The organism is Stenotrophomonas sp. YJH_SMC_6 (genome assembly GCF_059371335.1).
This window is the reverse complement of sequence record NZ_JCAFUM010000010.1, coordinates 80,359-103,592: the sequence shown is the minus strand read 5'-3', so window position 1 is coordinate 103,592 and position 23,234 is coordinate 80,359. Positions and strand designations below refer to the sequence as shown.

Annotated in this window: 13 protein-coding genes; 11 read left to right on the top strand and 2 right to left on the bottom strand. The window is 66.4% G+C overall.

From position 1 onward, the window contains the following. The 5 genes from AC5P9N_RS12805 to cueR all read left to right on the top strand — a co-directional run bounded on the left by AC5P9N_RS12805 (position 1) and on the right by cueR (position 8,228). Positions 1-999, top strand: coding sequence for a glycosylasparaginase (locus tag AC5P9N_RS12805; RefSeq protein WP_049461188.1), 999 nt, complete (start codon positions 1-3; stop codon positions 997-999). Then, on the top strand, positions 996-1,727 hold the full coding sequence (locus tag AC5P9N_RS12800; protein ID WP_049461186.1) for a copper homeostasis protein CutC: 732 nt from the start codon (positions 996-998) through the stop codon (positions 1,725-1,727). Before AC5P9N_RS12805 ends, AC5P9N_RS12800 begins: the two co-directional genes overlap by 4 nt. A 401-nt stretch (positions 1,728-2,128) precedes the next feature. Continuing rightward, complete coding sequence (locus tag AC5P9N_RS12795) at positions 2,129-5,086, top strand: TonB-dependent receptor plug domain-containing protein (RefSeq protein WP_164212625.1); 2,958 nt, start codon at positions 2,129-2,131, stop codon at positions 5,084-5,086. A gap of 173 nt (positions 5,087-5,259) precedes the next feature. Further along, entirely contained in the window at positions 5,260-7,761 is a 2,502-nt protein-coding gene (locus AC5P9N_RS12790; protein WP_099485074.1) for a heavy metal translocating P-type ATPase, read from the top strand. A gap of 11 nt (positions 7,762-7,772) precedes the next feature. Beyond that, positions 7,773-8,228, top strand: a complete 456-nt coding sequence (gene cueR, locus AC5P9N_RS12785; RefSeq protein WP_060381153.1) for a Cu(I)-responsive transcriptional regulator — start codon at positions 7,773-7,775, stop codon at positions 8,226-8,228. A gap of 83 nt (positions 8,229-8,311) precedes the next feature. Here cueR and AC5P9N_RS12780 read toward each other — a convergent pair whose 3' ends face one another. Then, positions 8,312-8,506: a heavy-metal-associated domain-containing protein gene (locus tag AC5P9N_RS12780; protein ID WP_049444910.1), complete on the bottom strand. Its 195-nt coding sequence runs from the start codon at positions 8,504-8,506 to the stop codon at positions 8,312-8,314. Between the two features lie 203 nt (positions 8,507-8,709). Next, positions 8,710-11,853 carry a TonB-dependent receptor gene (locus AC5P9N_RS12775; RefSeq protein WP_099485073.1) on the bottom strand — a complete coding sequence of 1,048 codons (3,144 nt, stop codon included), beginning with the start codon at positions 11,851-11,853 and terminating at the stop codon, positions 8,710-8,712. A gap of 1,117 nt (positions 11,854-12,970) precedes the next feature. Between AC5P9N_RS12775 and AC5P9N_RS12770 the strand changes: the two genes are divergently transcribed. From AC5P9N_RS12770 to AC5P9N_RS12745, 6 genes are all read left to right on the top strand, one after another. Then, a complete protein-coding gene (locus AC5P9N_RS12770; protein ID WP_049459806.1) occupies positions 12,971-15,436 on the top strand; it encodes a GH92 family glycosyl hydrolase in 2,466 nt (821 codons plus the stop codon). Positions 15,437-15,532: 96 nt separating this feature from the next. Next, positions 15,533-16,582, top strand: coding sequence for a LacI family DNA-binding transcriptional regulator (locus tag AC5P9N_RS12765; RefSeq protein WP_005413180.1), 1,050 nt, complete (start codon positions 15,533-15,535; stop codon positions 16,580-16,582). A gap of 60 nt (positions 16,583-16,642) precedes the next feature. Then, positions 16,643-17,956 carry an L-fucose:H+ symporter permease gene (fucP, locus tag AC5P9N_RS12760; protein WP_005409446.1) on the top strand — a complete coding sequence of 438 codons (1,314 nt, stop codon included), beginning with the start codon at positions 16,643-16,645 and terminating at the stop codon, positions 17,954-17,956. A 7-nt stretch (positions 17,957-17,963) separates the two neighbouring features. Further along, a complete protein-coding gene (locus tag AC5P9N_RS12755) occupies positions 17,964-18,959 on the top strand; it encodes a carbohydrate kinase family protein (protein ID WP_012480047.1) in 996 nt (331 codons plus the stop codon). Continuing rightward, complete coding sequence (locus AC5P9N_RS12750) at positions 18,956-20,182, top strand: AGE family epimerase/isomerase (RefSeq protein ID WP_099485069.1); 1,227 nt, start codon at positions 18,956-18,958, stop codon at positions 20,180-20,182. The genes AC5P9N_RS12755 and AC5P9N_RS12750 overlap by 4 nt, the downstream gene beginning before the upstream one ends. Before the next feature lie 77 nt (positions 20,183-20,259). Beyond that, positions 20,260-22,878, top strand: a complete 2,619-nt coding sequence (locus tag AC5P9N_RS12745) for a beta-mannosidase (RefSeq protein ID WP_099485068.1) — start codon at positions 20,260-20,262, stop codon at positions 22,876-22,878. Positions 22,879-23,234: the final 356 nt, after the last annotated feature.

Genomic DNA, 23,234 nt, shown 5'->3' with positions numbered 1-23,234 from the left:
ATGGTGGATCGCAGGCAGTTCCTGCAGGCCGGTGCACTGGCTGCAGGCATGGCGGCTTTGCCGGGCGTGCAGGCGCGCACGCAGGGTGGGGCCAAGGTGGTTTCGACCTGGGACTTCGGCGTACCGGCCAACCAGGCCGCGTGGAAGGTACTGGCGCAGGGCGGCAGCGCGCTGGATGCGGTGGAAGCAGGCGCACGCTGGGCCGAGAGCGAGCTCTGCAATCCCACCGTCGGCCATTGTGGCAACCCGGATCGCGACGGCGTGCTGAGCCTGGACGCGAGCATCATGGATGGCGATGGCCGTTGTGGCGCCGTGGCCGCGCTGGTCGACATCCTGCATCCGGTGTCGGTGGCCCGCAAAGTGATGGAGAACAGCCCACACGTGCTGCTGGTGGGCGAGGGCGCGCAGCAGTTCGCGGTGCAGCAGGGTTTCGAGCGCAAGCACCTGCTGACGCCGCAGGCCGAAGCGGCCTGGCGCGAGTGGCTGAAGACGGAGAAGTATCAGCCGCAGATCAACGCCGAGCGCCGTGGTATTCCCGGCAACAGCGACAACCACGACACCATTGGCATGCTGGCGCTGGATGCCAAGGGCCACCTTGCCGGTGCCTGCACCACCAGCGGCATGGCCTGGAAGCTGCACGGCCGGGTCGGCGACAGCCCGATCATCGGTGCCGGCCTGTATGTCGACAACGACGTGGGCGCGGCCACTGCTTCGGGCGTGGGTGAAGAGATGATCCGCAACGCCGCTTCGTTCCTGGTGGTCGAACTGATGCGCCAGGGGCGCTCGCCGGCACAGGCCTGCCGTGAAGCCATCGACCGCGTGGTGCGCAAGCGCCCCGAAGCGAGCAGGACACTGCAGGTCTGCTTCCTGGCCATGAACAAGCAGGGCGAGGTGGGCGCCTACGCGTTGCATCGCGGCTTCGTCTACGCCGTGTGCGATGCGCAGCGCCAGGATGACCTGCGCGACTCGCCGTCGATCTACACGAGCACCCAGGCGTGAGCACGCGGCTGACCCTGGAGATCGCCAGCAACTCGCTGGCCTCGGCGCTGGCCGCCCAGGCCGGCGGCGCCGACCGCATCGAGCTGTTCGACAACCTGGCCGAGGGTGGTACCACGCCGTCGTTCGCCAGCATCGCGATTGCGCGCGAACGCCTGTCGATTCCGCTGTTCGTGCTGGTGCGGCCCCGCCCGGGCGACTTCCACTACGACGCGCTGGAAATCGAACTGATGCTGCGTGACATCGCGCAGTGCCGCGCGCTCGGCTGCGATGGCGTGGTGATCGGTGCGCTGGATGTGCAGGGCGGTATCGACGTGGCGTTGTGCCGTGAACTGGTGCAGGCTGCCGGGCCGCTGCAGGTGACCTTCCACCGCGCCTTCGATGCCGCCCGCGATCTGCCGGCGGCACTGGAACAGGTGATCGAACTGGGTTGCCAGCGCGTGCTGACCTCGGGCGGCCAGGTCAGTGCCGAGGCCGGTGCCGATGTGCTGGCAGGCCTGGTCACCCAGGCGGCGGGACGTATCACGGTGATGGCCGGCGCCGGGCTGGGCCCGGCCAATGTCGCCGCCGTCGCACGACGCAGCGGCTGCACCGAACTGCACGCCTCGGCCAAAGGCCTGCGGCGCTCGGCCATGCAATTCCAGAACCCGGACCTGCGCGGGCTGGACCCGGACTGGAGCCAGACCGCCACCGCGACCGTGGCCGCACTACGGCAGGCGCTGGACGGCTGAGAGCTGCCCGGGGTCGGATCCCTTCGCAGAGGGGCTCTGACCCCACCCGACGCAATCGGGTCAGAGCCCCTCTGCGAGGGGATCCGACCCCGGACGCTGGCTTGCGCCGGACATATCCGTTCCGCGCGCGATTGTCGCGATCGTGTCATCGACGTGTGCGCTGTTCTCTCAGCGATGTTTCGCAACCCTTTGATTGTTCTGGATGCCGGCAGCCGATAGCGGCATTTCCTCGGGCATTGCTGCATCGCCGCATGCCCGGCGTGGTTCAGCTGTGCTTTAGTTTGGATCGATCCACAGGGGAGGGTGTCGGGACGGTCTTGAACCGATCCAGGTGCCCGGATCAGCCGTAGCGCCGCGCCACCACCCGTCCGTGCGTCCACACTTTCGAAGAGCAACCACCCATGGCTCAGATCGTCCGCAAGCGTCGTCACCTGCTGTCCCAGGCCCTGGTCCTGGCCCTGTTGCCCCTGGCTGCCAGCGCGCAGGAGGCTGCCAGTTCATCCACCAAGGATCTCGACGCGGTCACCGTCACCGGCTCGCGCATCAAGCGCGCCAGCGTCGAAGGCCCGGCACCGGTCAACGTGATCACCGCCGCGCAGATCCAGAAGGAAGGCTTCGTCAGCGTGTACGACGCGCTGAAGACCCTCACCGAAGCGACCGGCACTGTTGAAGCCGCCTCGCAGTGGGGCTCGCACACGCCCAATGCCAGTGGCCTGAACCTGCGCGGGATGGGCCCGAACCGCTCGCTGCTGCTGGTCAACGGCCGTCGCGTGGCCGACTACCCGCTGCCCTATGGCGGTGAAACCAACTTCTCCAACTACGGCAACATTCCGGCCGCGGCGGTGGAGCGCATCGAAGTGCTGACCGGTGGCGCCTCGGCCATCTATGGCTCGGATGCGATCGCCGGCGTGGTCAACGTCATTCTGAAGACCAACTACGACGGCGACGAAGTGCGCGTGCGTGGCGGCACCTCCACCGAGGGTGGGCGCGACACCTGGGACCTGTCCTGGGCCGGCGGCAAGACCGGTGACAACTGGAGCGTGACCTACGCGCTGCAGTACACCAAGCGCGATCCGTTGTTCGGCCGTGACCGCCCGCAGATGGACGACGCCGATGATGCGCCGTACCCGTCCTGGAACATGGAACAACGCAAGGTCGGCTTCCGTCCTACCGCCGGTCTGGCGCTGATCGATCCCACCACGGGCCAGCGCCTGGCGCCGCCCACCGGCACCTGCGAGAAGTTCGGCAGTGAGTACTACACCGCCGATCGACTGGTCTACAACTACGCCGCCAACACCATCACCAACACCGGCCGCCTGTGCGGCATGAGCGCCGACTACGCCAACTGGCTGCTCACCGGCGGCGCCGAGAACGTGTCCGGCAACCTGTATGCCACCTTCGATTTCAGCAATGACCTGCAGGCCTGGACCAATCTGGCGGTCTACCGTTCCGAAGCGATCTGGGGCACCAATCCGCCCGGCGTGTCGCTGGTCGACGATGACAACGGCTACTACTGGGACGCCAACCGCAACCGCCCGATCCTCGGCGTGCGCCAGTTCACTCCAAACGAGGTGGGTGGCCTGGATACGCTGCGTAACACCAACCGCGAACTGTCCTGGGACTGGAGCGCCGGCCTGCGTGGCCGCCTCGCCGACCGCTTCGACTGGAGCGCCACGGTGGGGCGCTCGTACTACCGCGTGGAAGAACGGCAGAACGTGGTCGACAAGCAGAAGTCGTACGACTACTTCCTCGGCCCGAAGCTGGGCACCACGGCCGATGGCGAGGCGATCTACGCCTTGAACGAATCGCGCTGGTGGAATCCGCTGACGCCGGACCAGTACTGGCAGATGGGTACGGTGGCGAAGAACCGGGCGGCGTCCTGGGTCAACCAGGCCTCGGCGGATATCACCGGCGAACTGTTCCAGGGCTGGGCCGGCCCGATCTCGTTCGCCGCAGTGGCTGAAGTCGCGCAGCAGGGTTATCACCTCAGCCCCGACCCACGCGCAGGCATCAACTTCGACCTGCAGAACGTCGATCGCGGTGGCGGCGAGCGCACCCGCTATTCGGCCGGCGTCGAATTCAAGATTCCGCTGCTGGACAGCGTGACCGCCACTGCGGCCGCGCGCTATGACCGCTATGGCAACTACAAGGCCGACGACAGCAGCGAAGCACTGGACATCGGCAGCCAGAAGGAAACCACCTGGAACGTCGGCCTGGAATGGCGCCCGGTTGAATCGTTGCTGGTGCGTGGCTCCTATGCCACCAGCTTCCATGCGCCGGACATGCATTACCTGCTGGGCCAGCCGAGCAGCTCCGAAGTGCAGACCTATGACCGCCTGCGCTGCATCCAGAGTGGCGCGTACCTGGTCAACAACTGCGGCGTGGGCAACACCGATGTCTGGTACACCTTCGACGTGAACCGGCGCGGCACGCCGCTGCTGCGCTCGGAGACCGGTGATTCGTGGACGGTCGGTTTGGTCTGGGACGTGATGCCGAACCTGTCGGTCAGCGCCGACTACTGGGCGATCAAGCTGGAAGACATGATCGTCGACGTCGGCGCCGATGAGGTGCTGGCCAGCGAGGCCGGCTGCCTGACCGGCAAGAACATCGATGGCACGCCATGGGCCAATCCGGCCGGTGGCGAATACTGCGCCGGCATCCTGGCCCGCGTGAACCGTGACAGCAGCGGCCGCCTGGTGTCGATCGAGCGCGGCCCGTTCAACCTGGCCAGCCGCGAAGTGCGTGGTGTCGACCTGACCGCACGCTATCGCCTGGAAACCGCGCAGTGGGGCAGTTTCCAGCTGGGTCTGAACTACACCAACCAGATCTCGACCAAGGAACAGCGCTACGCCAACGACCCGAACCCGGAACGCCGCGACCGCGACCTGCGCAGCAAGCTGCGCGCGAGCCTGGCCTGGCAGCGCGGCAACTGGAATGCCAATGTCTATGCCGACCGCGTGGGCTCGGTGCCGGGCGTGCGCTACCACTGGGGCACCGACCGCCTGGACAACCCCGGCGGCTGCCTGCCGTTCGCCGACGGCTACGTGCCCAGCGACAGCCCGTCGCTGAACTGCCTGGAGCCGGCGACACGTCCCGACGGCTCGCCGAACCCGAACCCCAATGCCGGGCAGCAGACGGCGCGCTACTACGGTCGAGTGGGGCCGTTCATCACCTGGAACTTCAACGTGGGCTACCAGGTGACCGAACACGCGAAGGTAAACGTGTACGTCAACAACGCCTTCAACTCCGCCAGCTGGAACCACAAGGACCCGTACAAGCTGGATTACGACTTCGCCCCGACCCGCCTGCTGGGGGCGGTCGGCCGCGAGTTCGCGTTGGCGTACGTGTTCACCTTCTGAGCGGACCTGCAGGGGGCGCCGGGCTTGATCCGCCTGACGCCTCCGTCCGCTCGGTAGTTCCACGCCATGCGTGGATGAACCCCATCATGAACCCCGGGGTGGCTGGATTTGACCTTCCCACGATGGCAAGGTTTAGCCTGTCCGCATCCAGAAGGAACCCCGGGAATCCGATCATGAGCATGCCCCGCGCCACTGCAGCCCCCGCAAGCCCTGCCACCATCAGCCTGCCCATCGAGGGAATGACCTGCGCCAGCTGTGTCGGCCGGGTCGAGGCGGCGCTGTCCAAGGTCGAAGGCGTGGGCAGTGTTTCGGTCAATCTGGCCACCGAGCGCGCGGATATCCGCCCGTCCGGTCCGGTCGATCGTGCCGCGTTGATCCAGGCGGTGGAGCGGGTGGGCTACGACGTGTCCCCCGCCACCGTTGAACTGGCCGTGGAAGGCATGACCTGCGCCTCCTGCGTGGGCCGCGTGGAGCGCGCGCTGCTGGCGTTGCCAGGCGTGAGCCAGGCCAGCGTGAACCTGGCCACGGAGCGTGCGACCGTGCGCGGCGTGGCTGATACGGCCGCCTTGGTTGCGGCCATCGACAAGGTCGGCTACGCCGCCCGCCCGATCGAGGCCGGTGTGCAGTCCGATGATGAAGCCGCTGAAAAGAAGGATGCCGAGCGCGCCGAACTGAAGCGCGACCTGATCGTGGCGACCGCGCTGGCGCTGCCGGTGTTCGTGCTGGAGATGGGCTCGCACCTGATTCCCGGCATGCACGAATGGGTGATGGCCACCATCGGCATGCAGGCGAGCTGGTACCTGCAGTTCGTACTGACCCTGCTGGTGCTGGCCATTCCCGGCCGCCGTTTCTACCAGAAGGGGTTCCCGGCACTGCTGCGGCTGGCGCCGGACATGAATTCACTGGTGGCGGTGGGCACCGCCGCGGCGTTTGGCTACTCGGTGGTGGCGACCTTTGCACCGCGGCTGCTGCCGCCGGGCACGGTGAACGTCTACTACGAAGCGGCAGCAGTCATCGTCGCGCTGATCCTGCTCGGCCGCTTCCTCGAGGCCCGCGCCAAGGGCCGTACCTCCGAAGCGATCAAGCGTCTGGTCAACCTGCAGGCCAAGGTCGCCCATGTGATCCGTGACGGCCGCACCGTCGACATCCCGGTCAATGAAGTGCAGAGCGGCGACATGGTGGAAGTGCGGCCGGGCGAGCGCGTGCCGGTGGATGGCGAGGTGGTTGAAGGCCGCAGCTACATCGACGAATCGATGATCAGCGGCGAGCCGATCCCGGTCGAGAAGCAGCCGGGCAGCAGCGTGGTGGGCGGTACGGTCAACCAGGAGGGCGCACTGACGGTACGTGCCACGGCGGTGGGCGCGCAGACCATGCTGGCGCAGATCATCCGCATGGTCGAACAGGCGCAGGGCTCGAAGCTGCCGATCCAGGCGGTGGTCGACAAGGTCACGCTGTGGTTCGTGCCGGCGGTGATGCTGGCCGCGCTGGCGACCTTCGCAGTCTGGCTGATCTTCGGCCCGTCGCCAGCCCTGAGCTTCGCGCTGGTCAACGCGGTAGCGGTGCTGATCATTGCCTGCCCGTGCGCGATGGGGCTGGCCACGCCGACCTCGATCATGGTCGGTACCGGCCGTGGCGCTGAAATGGGCGTGCTGTTCCGCAAGGGCGAGGCGCTGCAGCTGCTGAAGGACGCGCAGGTGGTGGCGGTGGACAAGACCGGTACGCTGACCGAGGGCCGCCCGCGCTTGACCGATCTGGAGATCGCCAGCGGTTTTGATCACGGCACGGTGCTGGCGGCGGTGGCGGCGGTGGAGTCGCGCTCGGAGCATCCGATTGCCCGCGCCATCGTCGATGCAGCCACCGAGCAGGGCATCGCGCTGCCGTCGATGGTCGATTTCGAATCGGTCACCGGCATGGGCGTGCGTGCCAACGTTGATGGCGCGCGGGTGGAGGTCGGTGCCGATCGCTTCATGCGCGACCTGGGCGTGGACATCACTTTGTTTGCGACGCTGGCGGCAGAACTGGGCACCCAGGGCAAGTCGCCGCTGTATGCCGCCATCGACGGCCGCCTGGCCGCAATCATCGCGGTATCCGATCCGATCAAGCCGAGCACGCCGGCCGCAATCGCGGCACTGCATCAGCTTGGCCTTAAGGTGGCGATGATCACCGGTGACAATGCTGGTACCGCGCAGGCGATCGCGCGCCAGCTCGGCATCGACGAAGTGGTGGCCGAGGTGCTGCCGGAAGGCAAGGTCGAGGCGGTGCGCCGCTTGAAGGCCACACATGGCCATGTCGCCTTCGTCGGCGACGGCATCAACGATGCGCCGGCGCTGGCCGAGGCCGATGTCGGCCTGGCCATCGGCACCGGCACCGATATCGCGGTCGAGTCGGCCGATGTGGTGCTGATGTCGGGCAACCTGCAGGGCGTGCCGAATGCCATTGCACTATCGAAGGCAACGCTGGGCAACATCCGCCAGAACCTGTTCTGGGCCTTCGCTTACAACACCGCATTGATTCCGGTGGCGGCCGGCGTGCTGTATCCGGTCTGGGGCATGCTGCTGTCGCCGGTGTTCGCGGCCGGTGCGATGGCACTGTCCAGCGTGTTCGTGCTGGGCAACGCGCTGCGCCTGCGCCGCTTCCAGCCACCGATGGCGGATGCCGCCGCAGCGACCCATTGAAGGAGATCCGTATGAACATCGGTGAAGCTGCCAAGGCCTCCAGCGTGTCGGCGAAGATGATCCGCTACTACGAACAGATCGGTCTGATTCCCGCCGCTGATAGAACCGAGTCGGGCTACCGGGCGTATTCGCAGGCGGACATCCACCGTCTGCGCTTCATTCGCCGCGCGCGCGATCTCGGCTTCCAGGTGGCCGAGATCACAGATCTGCTGGGCCTCTGGAACGACACCTCGCGGCACAGCGCCGACGTGAAGCACCTGGCCGAACAGCACATTGCCGATCTGGAACAGCGCATCGAGCACATGCGGCAGATGGCCGACACGCTGAAATCGCTGATCAGTTGTTGTGCCGGCGACGAGCGCCCGGAGTGCCCGATCCTACAGCGGCTGGGTGAGGACGATCAGACGCCGGTGCCGGTCGATACCGCGAAGACCGGTGCGGTGCGGCGGCGTACCCAGAAGCACTGAATCGATACCACATGCATCAAAAAGCCCGCCCTGTGCCAGTGCACGGGGCGGGCTTCGCTGTGGATGCGGGGCAGGGGATCGGATCAGGCGCTACGCGGCGGGAAACCGGCATCGTTCACCGCCGCGAATACCTGTTCCTGCGACGCGGTGGTCTGCACCTTGACCAGGCCGGTCGGCGGGTCGGCAACCACGCTGGCGTTCGGATCGATCTGCTGGATCGCGCGGGTCACGCTGCGCGCGCAGCCGCCGCAGGTCATGCCGTCGACATGGAATTCCATCTTTAGCTCCTTGGATGCTCTTGGGGTAGGGCCAGTGTGCACCTTCCAACGATGGCAGGGTCAAGCGCCGGACTGAACGCCGGGCATATCGGAGCCAATGAAAACGGCAGCCGCCTGTACCAGCGCGGCTGCCGTGGAGGAATGGCCCCGCGCTGGGCGGGGCGGGGCAATGCCGGGCAGGACCCGGCAGGCCCGGTCGGACCTTAGAACTTCCAGGTCAGGCCGACGTAGTACTGGCGGCCCGAGTAGGTGTTGGACAGCAGGCGCGCCTTGGTGTCGTTGCCCAGGTGCACACGCTGCTCGGACTTGGTGACGTTGAGCACCGAAGCGGTCAGTGCCAGGTCTCCACGGATGTTGTATGCGGCGTTCAGATCCAGCTGGTCGTACGGCTCGGAGTAAGAGCTGAAGCCGTTGTTGAGGCCACCGACCACCACGCCGCGACGGTTGTAAGAGGCGCGTGCGAGGAACTTCTCGTTCTCGTAGAACATGGTGAAGTTGGCCTGGTTCTTGGCACTGCCCACCAGTGGCGAGGAACCGATCTGTTCGCCGTTGATCTCCACCGAGGCCATGTTGGTGTCGTTGTAGGTGTAGTTGGCCTGGAAGCCGAGGCCGAAGTCCAGGGTGTACTGGCCGTAGATTTCCACGCCCTGCGACACGCCGTCACGGCCGTTGGCCTGGGTCTCGTACTTCTGCACGGTCACGTTCTGGCCGCCGACGTTCATCTGCTGGTCGCGCACCACCGGCACGGTGAAGTTCTTGACGTCCTTGCGGAACACGCCCACACCCGCCACGGCACCCGGCTTGAAGTACCACTCCAGGCTCAGGTCGTACTGGGTGGCCTTGAACGGTTCCAGCTCCTTGTTGCTGCCCGAGCCATACCAGCCGGGGTTGGTGGCACCACCGGCAACGCGACGGTCGTTGCTGTACTCATCGGAGTAGTAGCTGAGGCCGCCGGGGTAGGCGATGTTGGTGTAGCTGGGGCGGGCAATGACCTTCGATGCAGCACCGCGCAGCACCAGCGAATCGGTGATGTCCCAGGCGATGTTGAAGCTCGGCAGGATGTCGGTGTAGGTCTTTTCCAGCGAGGACAGTTCGTAGGTCTTGGCGCGGGCCAGTGCATCCGGCAGGCGCACGAAGCCGCTTTCGCAGCCATAGCCGCTGTTGGAGCCGAGCAGGGCCGCTGCTGACGGATCGGTGCAGGCCAAGGGCGAGCCGGCAGCGTTGTCGGCGAAATAGTCATTGAAGCGTTCGACCGAATCGCTGGAGGCGGCGTGCTGCTTGGTCCGTGCCACGCGCACGCCGATGTTGCCGCGCAGGCGCTCGGTGCGGAAGTTGGCCTGGAAGTAGCCCGAGTACACCTTTTCCTGCACGTCGTAGACGAAGTCGTCCTCGGTACGGTTCTGCACGCCGCCGTAGCGGTCGTTCAGGTAGTCGATGTAGGCCGGGTAGTTGATGCCCGGGAACACATTGGCGTTGAACCCACCAGCGATGTTGTCCATCGGCTTTGACAGGAAGAAGCCGGGCTGGGCGATGCCGGCGGTCGAATCACAACCCGCCTGGTAACGCTTGCTGTAATCGCTCGGGTCGGCTCCCTGGCAGACCCAGTAGGTGTTGCCGGTATTGCGGTGGACCTTGCCATCGCTGTACTTGGCGCCGAACTGGATCGAATCCAGCCAGCCGGCCTCGAACAGCTTGGTGACGTCAGCCTGGAAGTGGTTCTGCTTGACCTCGGTGCGCTTCCACGACGAATCGGTCGAGCCGGTGTCCACTTCGGCGATGCCGTTCATCAGCTGCTGCTGCAGGTCGGGCGAGAAGTTCACCGACGGCGTGCCGGTCAGGTCCCACGCGCTGTAGGTGTTGCCGGCCTGCCACTGGCCGTTGACCTGGCGGCGCGGCTTGGCCGACATGCGGAAGTTCATCGACGGGCCACCTTCGGACCACGTCCGGCCACCGGCGAAGCTGGCCTTCCACAACGGGCTGATGTCCCAGTCGATGGTCAGGTCCGCGGTCTGCGACAGCGCCTTTTCCTTGCTGTAGGTGCCGGTCAGCTGCGGGGTAGGGATGGTGCAGTCATCCGGGCCCCAGCCGCCTGGGCGCAGGCCGGCGGCGGCGGCCTGGTCTTCGCTGCAGATGTAGTTGCGACCCGGCTGCATCTGGTACTGCGCACCGGTCACGATGGTGCCACTGGGGTCCATGGTGAAGCCGTTGAGCATGCGGCCACCTTCCCAGTTGCCGTCGCCCGCCACGCGCGCCAGGTTCCATTCCGGAACCTTCAGCATGTTCTGGGTGTAGTTGCCCTGCAGTTCGAAGCGGAAGTAGTTCGCCGTCATCGTGACGTTGTCGAGGGGCTTGAACTGGAACGTCAGCTGGCCGCCGGTGCGCTCGCGGCGCTCGTCACGCACTGCGAAGTTGACCGACGTCGGCATGAAGAAGCCGGAGTAGTGGCCACCATTCTGGTTGTAGATGCCCGAGCGGCCCCAGAACTGGGAGGCGTCAGGCAAGGCGTTGCCGTACACGTCGACGGCCGGATTACGCGTGCGGCCCGCCGCGTTCCAGACGTAGTCATGGATGACGCCGCCGTTGGCATCGACACGGTCGCTGTACCACTGCCAGTCTTCGGTACTGACTTCCATGCTGCGGTTGGTGCGAACCTGCTTGGTCGCGCCGATCAGCAGGCCAAAGCGCTCGTCCTTGCTGTGCCAGGAGTACATCGCCGATGCCTGCGGGTCGACACCACTGCTGGTGTCCGACGAGGTGCCTTCGATCGAGGCGAAACCGGAGTTGGCTTCCATGTCCAGCGGACGGCGGGTGCGCAGGATCACGGTGCCGCCGATGCCGCCTTCGTCGATGCGTGCTTCCGGCGTCTTGTACAGCTCGGCTGCCGACAGCATGTTCGATGGCAGCAGGGTGTAGTTGAACGAACGCGAGGCCTCGTCATTGGTTTCCGAGGTGGCGACGTAATTGCCGTTCAACTGGGTCAGGGTCAGGTCCGAGGCCAGGCCGCGCACGCTGACATTCTTACCCTCGCCACCGCTGCGGGTGATGATCACGCCGGGCACGCGCTGCAATGCGTCGGCCACGTTCTTGTCGGGGAACTTGCCGACATCCTCGGCGGTGATCACTTCGACCACGGCATTGGCGTCGCGCTTCTGCTCAAGGCTCTTTTCGATGGCGTAGCGGTAGCCGGTGACCTGGACGCTGTCCAGGTTGGTGGCTTCCTGCGAGCCGGTGGTGGTTGCCTGCTGCGCGGCGGCGCCGGCCGGAACGACGGCGGCGGCCAGGGCCAGCGCGATGGCCAGCGACAGTGCGTCCTGGCCATGCGTACGTGTTGAATGCTTCATTCCCATCTCTCCCTCTCTCCTGGATTGATCCGGTGACGTGGCACGGACAACTTGAATCGATCTAATTTGAAGTGACATTGTCGCTATCGCCATGCAGTGGCAGTTGCACCGTGCGCGTGGCCTGGTACGTCCTGTTGCCGCTCCCCCAACTCCCGGCCATCGCAATGTCGTCTTGGATCGATCTAAGCGATGGGCGGGCGTTTTTTAGCATGGGTCGCCCGTGGGCGCATGCTGCTCCGCAATATGGTACTGGCGTGGCGAAGGGATGACGGTTTGCTGAAACCAGTGAAATCGTTTTCGTGCGCAGGGGAGGGTGGGTCGGCAGGGCTGCGCCCTGCACCCGCGGTGTGCCGGCCGCTGGCCGGCAACAACCCAAAGCCAAAGCGGCTCTGGTTTTCTGCTGGTTTGGCGGGGCGGTGTGGGCTGGCAGGACACGCCGTAAACCCCCCTTCCGGGGTCCGGCCCAGCCGCTGGCGGCTGTGCGTTCGGGCGCTTGCGAAGCAGTGCTTCGCAAGCAAAGGGCCCTCACCCCTGGGGGCTCGATGGCGCCATCCATGGCGCCAACGGTCCTGCCAGCCCACACCGCCCCACCTTTGACAGTTTCCCGGTGACGGTTGGACTGATCCTGGAACGACATGGGGTCCTGGGGCCAGATCCGTTTTCCTTTGGAAAACGGATCTGACCCCAATCGATTTCGATATCCGACAGAGATTCATCCACGCATGGCATGGATCCACAGATCGCGGAAATCTGTCGAAGGCGGGGTGGGTCCGGTTGCGGGGGTGTCCGCGGCATGGATGCCGCGGCCAAGCCCCCAGGGACGGGTTTACGGCGTCCCCCGCAACCGGACCCACCCCGCCATCCCACGGATAGTCGGCTTTTGCTGTTGCTTCGGCTTCGGCAGGTGCAGGGCGCAGCCCTGCCGAACACCCCCTCTCATGCTGCGCCGCAGAATGCATTCGGCTGAACCTGCATGCTCTACTTGAATCGATCTAAATCCACGGTCTGGTGGGTCGGGCGTCATTCCAGGGGGAGCTCTCTGCCGGTCACGGCGGGACTCAGCGGAACGGTGCCGAACGATCCCGGCCGTCTGCCTCCGCGTCATCGACTACAGGAACCCGACATGCGTCCAGTGCCGTCCGCTCCCGCCGTCCCATTGTCCTCCCGCCCGCTGGCGCGCCTGGCCTGTCTGCTGGCGCTTTCGGCCATGCCGATGCTGCTGCAGGCCGCACCGGCGGCGCTGGAGCGCGAGGTCAACACCTTCATCGGCAGCAAGGACGACGGCAATACCTTCCCCGGCGCATCGGCACCGTTCGGCCTGATCCAGGTCAGCCCGATCGGCAGCCACTATTCCGGCTGGCGCTACGACGACGAGAAGATCCGCGGTTTCGGCCACTCCTTCATCTCTGGCGCCGGTTGCTGGGAGCAGGGCGGGCAGGTGTCGATCCTGCCGGTCACCGGCAGCATCGGTCCGGGCGGCGATTTCGATACTGCTGACGCCAAGAACTTCAACCACAAGACCTATGCCGCTTCGTACACGCATGACGGCGAGATCGGCCAGGCCGGCTATTACAAGGTGCGCCTGACCAGCTACGGCGGCATCGATGCCGAGGCCACCGCGCGTACACGTGCCGCGGCCGAGCGCTACACCTTCAGCCAGCGCCAGGGCGAGGGCCACGTGCTGGTCAATGTTGGCCAAGCCAATGAGCGCCATTCGGTGATCGGCAGCGTGGTCGATGTGGTCGGCGACCGCGTGGTCGAGGGCAAGCTGGTGACCAAGAGTTTCTGCGGCGGCCATCAGTACACCACCTGGTTCCGCATCGAGTTCGACCGCCCGTTCAAGGCGCATGGCACCTGGGGCGAGGGCGGCGGCCTGCCGGGTGCGCGCCACAGCATGGAAGGCGAACAGAAGCCGAATGGTGCCTGGCTCAGCTTCGACCTCGCCAAGGGCCAGTCGGTAACGGCGATCAGCGCGATCTCGCATGTGGATGCCGAAGGCGCGCGTACCAACCTGCGCGCGGAAGGCATGCAGGGCGGCGCGCTGCTCGGTTTCGATCGGATGCGGGCGCTGTCCCAGCAGTCGTGGCGCGAGCAGCTGGGCCGGGTGCGCGTGCAGGGCGGCACCGCCGACGACCGCGCCGTGTTCTACAGCGCGGTCTACCACGCGCTGCTGCAGCCGATGACCGGCAACGACGCCGACGGCCGCTACCGCGGCTATGACGATGGCATCCACCGTGCCGATGGCTGGACCTACTACGAGTACTTCTCGCTGTGGGATACCTACCGCGCGCAGAACCAGTGGTTGGCGCTGACCCGCCCGGACGTGGCGCGCGACATCGGCCGTACCCTGCTGGCGATCGACGAGCAGGGCGGCTGGCTGCCGCGCTGGGGCTATGCCAACTTCGAGACCAACATCATGACCGGCGATCCGGTCACCCCGTTCATGGTCGACCTGTGGCGCTTCGGTGCGCTCAAGGGCCGTGAATCGCAGGCCTGGGATGCGCTGCGCCGCAATGCCTTCGGCACGCCGCCGCTGAACTCACGCATGGCCGGCCGTTCCGGCAACCCTACCTACCTGGACAAGGGCTATGTGGTCTACGACCGCGCGTTCCCGTCCAAGGGCATGGACGTCGATCCGCACCACGGCGGTTCGGCTACCTTGGAATACGCACTGGCCGACTGTGCGCTTTCGCAGATGGCCGATGGCCTCGGCCATGCGCAGGACGCGGCGACGCTGCGTGAGCGCGGCCGCAACTGGCGCAAGGTGTGGGACCCGCAGGTGCGCGACGCCGAGACCGGCTTTACCGGTTTCCCGCGCCCGCGCACCGAGGACGGCCAGTGGTACACCCCGGCCGATGGCCACTACAGCCCGCGCTCGCACCACGGTTTCCATGAGGGCACGGCGTGGCAGTACCAGTGGCTGGCGCAGCAGGACGTGCCGGGGCTGGTCGAAGCGATGCAGGGCCGCGAACAGGCCGGCCGCCGCCTCGACGCGTTCTTCGCCATGGACGCGCTGCAGGCCGATCCGCTCAATGCCGCCCGCAAGGAGTGGGTGGTCGGGCCGTACAGCTACTACAACCAGTTCCGCTACAACCCGAACAACGAGCCTGACCTGCACTCGCCGTGGCTGTACACGCTGATCGGCCAGCCGTGGAAGACCGCGGCCGTGGTGCGTGCCGCGCAGCAGTTGTTCACCAATGCGCCCAATGGCGTGACCGGCAACGACGACCTCGGCACGATGTCGGCCTGGTATCTCTTCAGCGCCATCGGCGTGTATCCGGCGGTGCCGGGCAGCGGCCAGTTCCTGCTGCACACCCCGCGCTTCAGCAAGGTGGAACTGGACATGGGCAATGGCCGGACGCTGCGCATCGACGCGCCGGGTGCCGATGGCCGCCGCCTGCAGTACGTTCAGGGCGTGCAGGTCGATGGCCAGGCGCATGCGCCGGTCTGGCTGGACTGGAACCAGCTGCAGCAGGGCCCGCGCCTGCAGTTCGCGCTTGACGCGAAGGCCCCGGAGCAGGGCTGGGGTACGGCGGTGAAGGACCTGCCGGTGTCCTGGTGCGCGGCACCGGGTAGCCAGCTGCGCTGAGCCGGACTGTGCCGTTCGCGGTGACCCAGCGAACGGCACGGCACGACACGGCCCTGATCCATTAGGCTTGAGCCTCCAGCGGAGTCCGGGAAGACGATGAACGACAACGGCAGCAGTCCCAGCAAGCGCGCCGGCAAGGCAGTGACGGTGACCGACATCGCGCGTGCCATTGGCGTGTCACGGGCGACCGTGTCGCTGGTGTTGCGCGGCAGCCCGCTGGTCAACGTCGATACCCGTGCCAAGGTCGAGGCCGAGCTGCGCCGGCAGCGCTATGTCTACAACCGCGCTGCCGCCAACCTGCGCCGACGTACCTCGTCGAGCATCGCGCTGGTGATCAACGATCTTTCCAACCCGTTCTTCGCCGAATTCGCGTCCGGCGTGGACGAGGCGCTGGGCGGACGCGGTTACGTGACCCTGCTCGGCAGCACTGGCGAATCGCCGGAGCGCCAGCAGGCGGTGCTGTCCACGTTGATGGAGCACACCCCGGCCGGCCTGATCCTGTCGCCGGCCGAGGGCAGCGATACCGTGCAGTTGCGACAGGCACTGGGTGCCAATGCCAACGTGCTGCTGTTCAACCGCGAACTGGAAGGGGCCGACTGGGACTTCCTGACCCTGGACAACCAGCACGGCGCCTATCTGGCCACGCGTCACCTGATCGAGCGCGGCCATCGCCAGATCGCCTTCTTCGGCGGCCACGCCGCATCCAGTTCCTGCCACCAGCGCCGCGCCGGGTTCCAGCAGGCGCTGGCCGAGGCCGGGCTGTCGCTGCCGCCGGGTTGGATGATCGAGTCGGCGCCGAACCGCCTGGAAGCGGCAGCGCGCACCGATGAGCTGTTTGCCGATGGCCATCGGCCGAGTGCGGCGGTCTGCTACAACGACACCGTCGCGCTGGGCCTGATGCTGGGCTTGAATTCACGGGGCATCCGTCCGGGCGGTGACTTTGCCGTTACCGGCTTCGACGATATTTCCGAGGCTGCGGTGGCGGTGCCGCCGTTGACCACGCTCACCGCCGATCCGCGCGAGCGGGGCCGGCAAGCTGCGGCGCTGCTGCTGCAACGACTGGACGAACCGGACGCGCCGCCACGGCGCACGGTCGCGCCGGTGCAGTTGCGCATCCGCGAAAGCAGTGCCGCACGACCGAACTGATTTATTCCATACACCCCTTCCACGCAACAACGACCTTCCGCGCATCGAGGCGCGTACCGCATGCCGATCTCCGCAACGCCCCGTCCAACGGGATCTTCGGGCAACGCACCTGCCGTCACCAACGGCAAGGCGCTGGCCGTGGTCACCACGATCTTCTTCATGTGGGGCTTCCTGACCTGCCTCAATGACATCCTGATCCCGCACCTGAAGGCGGTGTTCGAGCTGAACTACGCCAAGGCGATGCTGGTGCAGTTCACCTTCTTCGGCACCTATTTCCTGATGTCGCTGCCGGCGGGTCGGCTGGTGGCGGCGCTGGGCTACAAGAAGGGCATCGTGGCCGGCCTGGTGATTGCCGGTATCGGTGCGCTGGGCTTCTGGCCGGCGGCCGAGCTGCGCGTGTATGGCGCCTTCCTGGGCGCACTGTTCGTTCTGGCCACCGGCATCACCGTGCTGCAGGTTGCTGCGAACCCCTACGTCGCGCTGCTGGGCCCGGAGCAGACCAGCTCCAGTCGCCTGACCCTGGCGCAGGCACTGAACTCGCTGGGCACGGCCATCGCCCCGATCTTCGGCGGCATGCTGATCCTGTCCAACACGGTGAAGAGTGCCGATGACATCGCGGCACTGCCGGCCGCCGAACAGCTGGCCTACCGTGCCGCCGAGGCGCAGGCCGTGCAGGGCCCGTACGTGGGGCTGGCCGTTGCGCTGGTGCTGCTGGCGCTGTTCGTATACCTGTTCCGCCTGCCGGCACTGAGCGACGCCACCGAGCAGGCCGACCAGGGCCACCACCACAGCTACCTGGATGCGCTGCGCAAGCGCCACCTGCTGCTGGGTGTGCTGGGCATCTTCTTCTACGTCGGTGCCGAAGTTTCGATCGGCAGCTTCCTGGTCAACTACCTGTCGATGCCCAACATCGGCGGCTTCAGCGAGCAGGAAGCCACGCATTACGTGTCGGCCTACTGGACGATGGCGATGATCGGCCGCTTCGCCGGCTCGGCGCTGCTGGCGCGCTTCTCGCCCAGCCGCCTGCTGGCGATCTTCGCGCTGGTCAACGTGGGGCTGCTGGTCACGACCATGCTGACCTCCGGCAACATCGCGCTGTACTCGGTGGTGGCGATCGGCCTGTTCAATTCGATCATGTTCCCGACCATCTTCGCGCTGAGCATCGAGCGCCTGGGCCCGCTGACCAACAAGGGTTCCAGCCTGCTGATCATGGCCATCGTCGGCGGTGCGGTGGTGCCGTACCTGCAGGGCGTGCTGGCCGACCACATCGGTGTGCAGGCCAGCTTCATCCTGCCGCTGCTGTGCTACGGCTACATCATTTTCTACGGACTGGTCGGCGCACGTACGCCGGCTTCCGCAACGCAGGGAGGCTGAGTCCGGAATGGGTTCCATCGTTTGCTTCGGCGAAATTTTGATCGATCTACTAGCGCAGCCGCCGGCCTCGGCCGATACGCCGCGGGCGTTCCTGCAGTACGCCGGCGGGGCGCCGGCCAACGTTGCCGTGGCCGCTGCGCGGCTGGGCGCGAAGACGCAGTTCGTCGGCATGCTCGGCCGTGACATGTTCGGTGACTTCCTGGCCGACAGCCTGGTCGAGCACGGCGTGGGCACGGATTACATCGTGCGTACCGATGCGGCGAAGACCGCGCTGGCCTTCGTCGCCCTCGACGCCAGTGGCGAGCGCAGCTTCAGCTTCTACCGCCCGCCGGCCGCCGACCTGCTGTTCCGTGACAGCGATTTCCAGGCCGCCTGCCTCGACAGCGCGCAGTGCTTCCACGTCTGCTCCAACAGCCTGACCGAGCCGGGCATCGCCGAGGCGACCTTTGCCGGCATGGACCGTGCACGTGCGGCCGGAGCGGTGGTCAGCCTCGATCTGAACCTGCGTCCCGCGCTGTGGCCGGCGAACGAGGATCCGACGCCGCGCCTGTGGCAGGCGCTGGAACGCGCCGATCTGGTCAAGCTGTCGCGCGAGGAGCTGGACTACCTGGCCGCACCGCTGGGCAATGACGGCGAGGCGACGGTGCTGCGGCGCCTGCTGGCCGCGCAGGCGCGCTGGGTGATCGTCACCGACGGTGCGGCCACACTGCACTGGTACACCCGCGACAACCACGGCACGGTCACCAGTTTCCGCGTGGCCACGGTCGACACCACGGCGGCGGGCGATGCCTTCGTCGGTGGCGTGCTGGTCGGCCTGCTGGAGCGCGGTGGGGCGGGCGCTGGTTTCGCTGCGTTCTGCCAGGACCCGGAGGCGATCACCGCCACGCTGCGTTTCGGCGCCGCCGTGGGGGCGCTGGCTGTTACCCGCAAGGGCGCGTTCGCCGCAATGCCCTCGCTCGATGAAGTGCAGCAGCTGCTGCAGGCCCAGGACATTACCGCATGAGCACCTCGCCCGATTTCCGTTCGCCCGCGTTCCTGCGCGCGCACATCGCCGATACCATGGCGTTCTACCATCCGCGCTGCATCGATTCGGACGGCGGCTTCTTCCACTACTTCCGGGATGACGGCAGCGTCTACGATGCCAGCCACCGCCACCTGGTGAGCAGCACGCGCTTCGTCTTCAACTACGCGATGGCCTACCGCGAATTCGGCAATGCCGAGTACCGCGAGGCGGTCGAGCACGGCGTGCGCTACCTGCGCGAGGTGCACCGCAACCCGGCCACCGGTGGCTACGCCTGGACCCTGCGTGATGGCAAGGTCGAGGACGACATGAACCACTGCTACGGCGTGGCGTTCGTGCTGCTGGCCTACAGTTGCGCGCTGAAGGCCGGTATCGAACAGGCGCGTGTGTGGATGGACGAAACCTGGAAGCTGCTGGAAGCGCGCTTCTGGGAGCCACAGCACGGCCTGTACAAGGACGAGGCCGACGGCCAGTGGAACTTCACCGGCTATCGCGGCCAGAACGCCAACATGCACATGTGCGAGGCGATGCTGGCTGCGTTCGAGGCCAGTAGTGAGCAGCGCTATGTCGAGCGTGCGCTGCAGCTGGCCGACAACATGACCCGCCGCCAGGCGGCCAAGGCCGGCGGGCTGGTCTGGGAGCACTACGATGAGAACTGGGAGATCGACTGGGACTACAACCTGGACGACCCCAAGCACCTGTTCCGTCCATGGGGCTTCCAGCCCGGCCACCAGACAGAATGGGCCAAGCTGTTGCTGATCCTCGATCGCCACGTGCAGGCCGACTGGCTGGTGCCGACCGCGCAGCACCTGTTCGATGTGGCTGTGGCGCGCAGCTGGGACGAGGCGCGCGGTGGCTTGTACTACGGTTTCGCACCGGAAACGCGCCGACAGGCGGGCATGGACGGTGCGCCGATCGGCGGCGACAGCTTCGTCTGCGACGACGACAAGTATTTCTGGGTGCAGGCCGAAACGCTGGCCACCGCCGCACTGATGGCCAAGCGCACCGGCGATGACCGCTACTGGCAGTGGTACGAGCGCATCTGGGCGTACTCGTGGGAGCATTTCGTCGACCACCAGTACGGTGCCTGGTTCCGCATCCTTGATGCGGACAACCGCAAGTACAGCGACGAGAAGAGCCCGGCCGGCAAGGTGGATTACCACACCATGGGCGCGTGCTACGAAGTGTTGAACGTGGTGCGTTGAGGCGCGTGTCGCCGTACGCATGATGAATCGGAATCGGTAGCGCCGGGCTTCGCCCGGCGGAGAATTAGGAGTATCACGTGCATCGCCTTTCCCTCGTTGTCCGTCTGCTCCTGCTGCTGATCGCAGTCTCCGCCTTCCCGGCAACTGCAGCCCCGCTGCAGGCGCGATGGGAATTCCGCATGCTGCCCGGCGATGCGCAGGGCGCCGCCCACCCGGGCCTGCAGCAATGGCGTGCGGCGAAGGTGCCGGGTAGCGTGCACACCGACCTGCTCGCCCACGCGCTGATCCGCGATCCGTACGTCGGTGCGCCTGAGGCCGAGCTGCAATGGATCGGGCTGGCTGCCTGGGAGTACCGCGCCCGCTTCGACGTGGATGCGGCGACGCTGGCCAAGCCCAATGCCGAACTGCGCTTCGACGGGCTGGATACCTATGCCGAAGTCAGCCTCAACGGCAGGCCGCTGCTGAGCGCGGACAACGCGCACCGCACCTGGCGTGCGCGCGTGGACGGGCGCCTGCGCGCGAATGGCAATGAACTGCAGATCGTGTTCCGTTCACCAATCCGCACACTGCTTCCCGGTGTACAGGCGATGCCGCACAAGATCGCCGGCAACTATCCTTCGCCCTATGGCGATGAGCCCAAGGACGCGATGGTCGGCAACTTCGCGCGCAAGCCGGCCTATCACTTCGGCTGGGACTGGGGCCCGCGCTATGTCACCGCCGGCGTGTGGCGCGGGGTCGACCTGCAGGCCTGGGATGCGCACCGCCTGACCGATCTTGCAGTGCGTACCGATGCATTGAGCGCGGAGCAGGCGAAGCTGGCCGTGCTGCTGGAGATGGAGCAGGGCGCGGCGGCCGGTTCTGCGGTGGTCCATGTGAATGTGCGCGATCCGCAGGGTCGCAGCGTGGCCCAGGTGCAGCGCACGGTGCTGCTGAAGCCCGGCCAGAACGCCGTCGAAGTACCGGTCGAACTGGTCAAGCCGCAGCGCTGGTGGCCGGTCGGCCACGGTGCACAGGACCGCTACACCGTGCAGGCCCGCCTGGATGATGGCGCCGATGCAGCGCTGGTGCGCGAGCAGCGTATCGGCCTGCGCACGGTTGAACTGCGCCGCGAGGAAGACGGCAAGGGCGGGCAGGGCTTCGCTTTCGTCATCAACGGCGTGGAGATCTTCGCAAAGGGCGCCAACGTCATTCCGTTCGATGCCTTCCCCGCACGGGTCGACGCCGCGCGCCTGCGCCAGGTGCTGACCGCCGCACGCGACGCCAACATGAACATGCTGCGCAACTGGGGGGGCGGCTACTACGAGGACGATGCGTTCTTCGACATCGCCGACGAACTGGGCCTGCTGGTCTGGCAGGACTTCATGTTCGGTGGTGGCATGCAGCCGGGCTACGATCCGGCCTTCCGTGCCAGCGTGGTGGCCGAGGCACGCGACAATGTGCGCCGGCTGCGCCATCACCCCAGCATCGTGCTGTGGTGTGGCAACAACGAGGAAGAAACCGCCTGGAAGGACTGGGGCCACGGCCGCGACCTGAAGGCGGCCGACCCGGCGTTTGCAGCGAAGGTCTGGCAGGGCTATGTCGACCTGTTCGGCAATGACCTGCGCCGGGTGGTGGGTGAGGAGGGACTGGGCGTGCCGTACTGGTCCAGCTCGCCCAGTAACGACCTGGGCGAAAAGGCGAACGACTCTACCCGTGGCGACAAGCACTACTGGCAGGTCTGGGGTAATCCGGCGCTGCCGGTGCAGGCTTACCTGCGCGAGACGCCGCGCTTCATGTCCGAGTACGGCCTGCAGGCATGGCCGTCGGTGGCCACCGTTGACCAGATCGCCACCCGCGCCGAGCAGCGCATCGACAGCCCGGTGATCCGCGCGCACCAGAAATTCATGGCCGGCGAGGGCAACAGCCGCCTGCTGCACTACATCGAACTGGGCTACGGCACGCCGAAGGACTTCGAGGACTTCGTCTACCTCAGCCAGGTGATGCAGGCCGATGGCATCGCGCTGGCCGCGTTGCACCATCGCGCTTCGCGGCCGTACACCATGGGCTCGCTGTACTGGCAGCTCAACGACGTCTGGCCGGGTGCTTCATGGTCCAGCGTGGACTACTTCGGTCGCTGGAAGGCATTGCACTTTGCCGCGCGGCGCTTCTTCGCGCCGGCCACGCTGGCGGCATTGCGTGACGAGGGCAGTACGCGGGTGCGCCTGATCAATGATGGCGCTGCCGGAGATGCACGCTGGCGGCTGCGGGTGATGGATGTGGATGGCAAGGTGCTGCGTCGTCGCGAGGACGCGGTGACGTTGACGGCGGCGGGCGTCACCTCGATTGGTGATTTCCGCGATGCCGAGCTGCTGGCCGGTGCCGATCCGAAGCGCACGGTGGCCGTGTTCGAGCTGCTGCAGAACGGGGCGGTCAGTGCCCGCCAGATCGTCGGATTCGTCGAAGCCAAGGACCAGGTGTTGCCGCGGCAGAAGCTGAAGGCCACCCTGTCCATCGAAGGCGATCACTACCGTCTGCGCCTGGAAAGCGCGTCTTACGTGCGCGCGACGTGGATCGATTTCGGCGCGCTGGATGTGCAGGTCGAAGACAACCTGCTGGATCTGCTGCCGGGCGAAATCCGCGATATCGCGGTGCGTGGCCCGGTGGACCTGACGACCCTGCGCGAAGCAATGAAGCTGAAGACCCTCAACGATCGTTGAGGGCGGCGTATCCCGCATTGGCAGGTGCCAACCTTGGTTGGCACACACCGAACATGCTAACCAAGGTTGGCATCTACCAGACGCGGAGACGGGCAGGTGCGGACCGTTGGTCCGCCCACCTCGATCGTTGAGGGCGGCACATCCTGTTTGGGTAGGTGCCATCCTTGGTTGGCACACCCCGAACATGCCACCCAAGGCTGGCATCTACCAGACACGGAGCCGGGTAGGTGCGGACCGTTGGTCCGCGCACCTCGATCGTTGAGGGCGGCACATGCTGTTTTGGTAGGTGCCAACCTTGGTTGGCACACCCGGAACATGCCAACCCAGGTTGGCATCCACCAGACGCGGAGACGGGT